This window comes from Clostridium sp. 1001270J_160509_D11 (assembly GCF_015667935.1).
Lineage (GTDB): Bacteria > Bacillota > Clostridia > Peptostreptococcales > Peptostreptococcaceae > Intestinibacter.
This window is the reverse complement of the sequence record NZ_JADPET010000211.1, coordinates 1-3,111: the sequence shown is the minus strand read 5'-3', so window position 1 is coordinate 3,111 and position 3,111 is coordinate 1. Positions and strand designations below refer to the sequence as shown.

The window sequence follows — 3,111 nt, the reverse complement described above, 5'->3', positions numbered from 1 at the left end:
TTATTTCTTATTTTTTATTTGACGCTGTCATTTAATATATTATTTATACAAAAAACTATATTCTCCATAAAATCAATAATCCCTATATTTTTCACAAAAATAAAAAAACATAGGATATAATATACATAAATTTATATTACAGGAGGTAAACAAATGTTATCTTATAATGAACAGTTTCAATTAGCACTAGAACTAGCAGTAAAAAAACACAAAGGTCAAACTGATAAATCCGGCAATCCATATATACTACATCCTCTGCATGTAATGGAAAATGTAAAAAGTAAAGATGCTAAAATCGTAGCTATACTCCACGATGTAATTGAAGATACTGATGTAGATTCTGAGTACTTGCTTGAAATTGGACTATCACAACATATCGTCGATGCTGTTGTTTTGCTTACAAGATATGATCCTAAACAAGATTATCAAGAATATATAAAAAATCTAAGCTCTAACAAATTAGCAAAAGAAGTCAAACTTGCTGATTTAATGCACAATATGGATTTAAAAAGACTTCCATCTTTAACTGAAAGAGACTTAGATAGAAATAGAAAGTATCAAATAGCATATCATTATTTAATAAATTGTTAATCTGTATAAATATAATATTTCATATAAATTATAAATCTGAATTATATGTATTAAAATTCACGCGAATTCCTATATATTCATATGATATAATGTAATATATAGGAATTTTATTTTTATAAAAGGGGGTAAATAAATGGACTATAATTATTCAAATAATCATGAAGATAATTTTCAAGATGAATCTGCTGAAGTTATAGGTTATTGTGAAATTTGTGACTGTGAAATAAAGGCGACGGATAAGTACTATCATTTTTATGACTACGATATGATATGTCCTAAATGTGCAAAACTGAGTTCTGTTGCCAAATGTGAAAAATGTAACACTTATTTTAAAATCGGCGATTTAACAAAATATGAATACAATTCCGAAATACACTACTTCTGCAACGTCGATAAACCAGAAGACAAAGTCACAGCAAATCATTCTGATAAAACTATTTCATCTGAACAAATTTAAGTTACAAAATACATACCTTATAAATACCGCATAAAAATATTTAAAATAAAAATATTCCCACCTGAGATATAGTACTTTCTCTTGTGGGAATATTTATTTTATATTAAGCAATTAAATTTCGATATTTTCATTTATAAAGTTAAAAACTTTATCCCAATATGCATCTGGGTCGTAGTCCTTCGCTTCAGCATGTCCTGCTTGTTCAACTATATATAAGTCCTTTTTACAGTTTGCAACATTATAAACTTCGTATACCATATCAGTTGGAACAAAGTCATCTTTTCCACCATGGATAAATAACATCGGCTTTTTACATTTTTTAACTTGTTCTAAACTAGATGCCTCTGTAAAATCATATCCAGCTTTTAAATTTGCTACTGTACTAGATATATTTAATATTGGGAATGCAGGAAGTGAAAATCTTTTATCTAATTCACTTTCAAATATATCCCATACACTAGTATATCCACAATCTTCTATGTATCCAACTACATTATCTAAATTATCTCCTGATGTCATCATAGTTGTAGCACCACCCATAGATACTCCATGAAGTATTATTTTAGATTTTGGGTCGTTTTTTACTATCCAATCTATCCAACATGATATATCTTCTTTATCTAACCAGCCCATACCTATATATTCACCTTCGCTATTTCCATGAGCTCTATTATTAGGAAGTAAAACATTATATCCCTCTTTGTAGTATTTTTCAGCATAAGACATCATATTATCGTTATTTGATTTGTATCCATGTATTAAAACTACCCATTTATTAGTTTGTTTTTTTTGAATTTTATATTTAGCTTTTAATTTTAATCCATCATTGCTTTTAATTTCTGCAGATGATGTAGTATTTTTGAATTTTTCTCCCTTTTTCATTTCTTTAGTTTGATTTGATTTTATAATATTTTGGGCATCTTCTTTTATATTAATCTTATCTTCTTCATTTATTTCTCTATTTACTGAGTCACTTACTGGTGATAGCGCATAATTTACAAAATAATCTCCTATAGCATATCCTATCCCCGTCAATGCTAATAAAGTTACTATAATTCCTATTACTAATTTCTTTTTCACAATATTCCTCCTTAAGATCATAAAATATTTTTTATATAAAATATTTTGATTATCAAAACTTATGATTCACTTATTAAAATATACATGAATAAAGATTAAATTTCAATAAATTTCTTCAAAAATTATATATTATTTTTTATTGAAATTTATTCCATTTACTTTATAATACATAATATGTATATAAATTTTGGGAGATTTTTAAAATATTATATTATAGAAAGGACTTTTTATTATGCCAGCATGGAGTTTTCATATAAAATTAGCTAATGAAATTTCAAATACTTTAGCTTTAAATAAAGAAGAAGAAAATCTTTTTATACTTGCAAACTTAATTCCAGATATTAAATCAGGTTTCTTAATACCTATGGATAATCCAATATCATCAAAATTCTCACACTATTATATTTATAAAGATGAGCTTAGCTTGCCAGATTTACAAAAGTATAAAGATAGATATTGGGCGAAAAACGATATAATCTCTACAGGTATCTACTGCCATATACTTTTAGATTATTATCTAAATAATTTATTAAAAGAACATTATTTTATTTATAATAGTGAAAATATTATCATAGGAATGAAGACCTTAGATGGTGTTTTTTATGGAGATAGGGAGTCTTGCATTAAGTTCAAACATAAAAACTTCAATCTTATTGCAAAGTATTTAGATATAGAAAATAAATTTACATTTCCAAAGAAAAATATCGACATAAAAACTGATAATGGAGTATATACAATTACTCCAAGTGATATTGAGCTTACTGAAAAGTGGATTTATGAAAATTATAAAAGTCAAATACCGACTTTTCCTAAAAATGAATTGTTTACAGAAGAATCTCTAAATAAATTTTTCGATGATTCCAAAAAGTTTGTACTTCGACATATTAAAAGTTAAAATATTATTTTTGTATAAAATAATAGGAGATATTGTAGATAATATAAAAATTCTACAATATCTCCTAAATTTTTTATTGTATATATTT

General features: G+C 25.5%; 4 protein-coding genes. 3 read left to right on the top strand and 1 reads right to left on the bottom strand.

Translation table 11 applies throughout. The annotated features are described in order from the left end of the window. The first annotated feature begins 153 nt into the window (after positions 1-153). Together I4U58_RS13250 and I4U58_RS13245 are read left to right on the top strand one after the other, a co-directional pair. A complete protein-coding gene (locus I4U58_RS13250) occupies positions 154-591 on the top strand; it encodes an HD domain-containing protein (protein WP_195931811.1) in 438 nt (145 codons plus the stop codon). A 133-nt stretch (positions 592-724) separates the two neighbouring features. Further along, the gene (locus I4U58_RS13245; RefSeq protein ID WP_195931810.1) at positions 725-1,048 is read left to right on the top strand and encodes a hypothetical protein; all 324 of its coding nucleotides are present in this window, start codon (positions 725-727) and stop codon (positions 1,046-1,048) included. 111 nt (positions 1,049-1,159) lie between these two features. Here the strand turns inward: I4U58_RS13245 and I4U58_RS13240 are convergent, their stop codons facing one another. Further along, on the bottom strand, positions 1,160-2,128 hold the full coding sequence (locus tag I4U58_RS13240; protein WP_295574008.1) for an alpha/beta hydrolase: 969 nt from the start codon (positions 2,126-2,128) through the stop codon (positions 1,160-1,162). Positions 2,129-2,360: 232 nt separating this feature from the next. On the opposite strand from I4U58_RS13240, the gene I4U58_RS13235 reads away from it, so the two are divergent. After that, positions 2,361-3,023 (top strand): hypothetical protein, encoded by a 663-nt coding sequence (locus I4U58_RS13235; protein ID WP_195931808.1) that lies wholly within the window; start codon positions 2,361-2,363, stop codon positions 3,021-3,023. The last annotated feature ends 88 nt before the right edge of the window (positions 3,024-3,111 follow it).

Bases quoted from the DNA above. Each gene is read 5' to 3' on its own strand.
- I4U58_RS13250 (WP_195931811.1), top strand. From the start codon at position 154: ATGTTATCTTATAATGAACAGTTTCAATTAGCACTAGAACTAGCAGTA.
- I4U58_RS13245 (WP_195931810.1), top strand. From the start codon at position 725: ATGGACTATAATTATTCAAATAATCATGAAGATAATTTTCAAGATGAA.
- I4U58_RS13235 (WP_195931808.1), top strand. From the start codon at position 2,361: ATGCCAGCATGGAGTTTTCATATAAAATTAGCTAATGAAATTTCAAAT.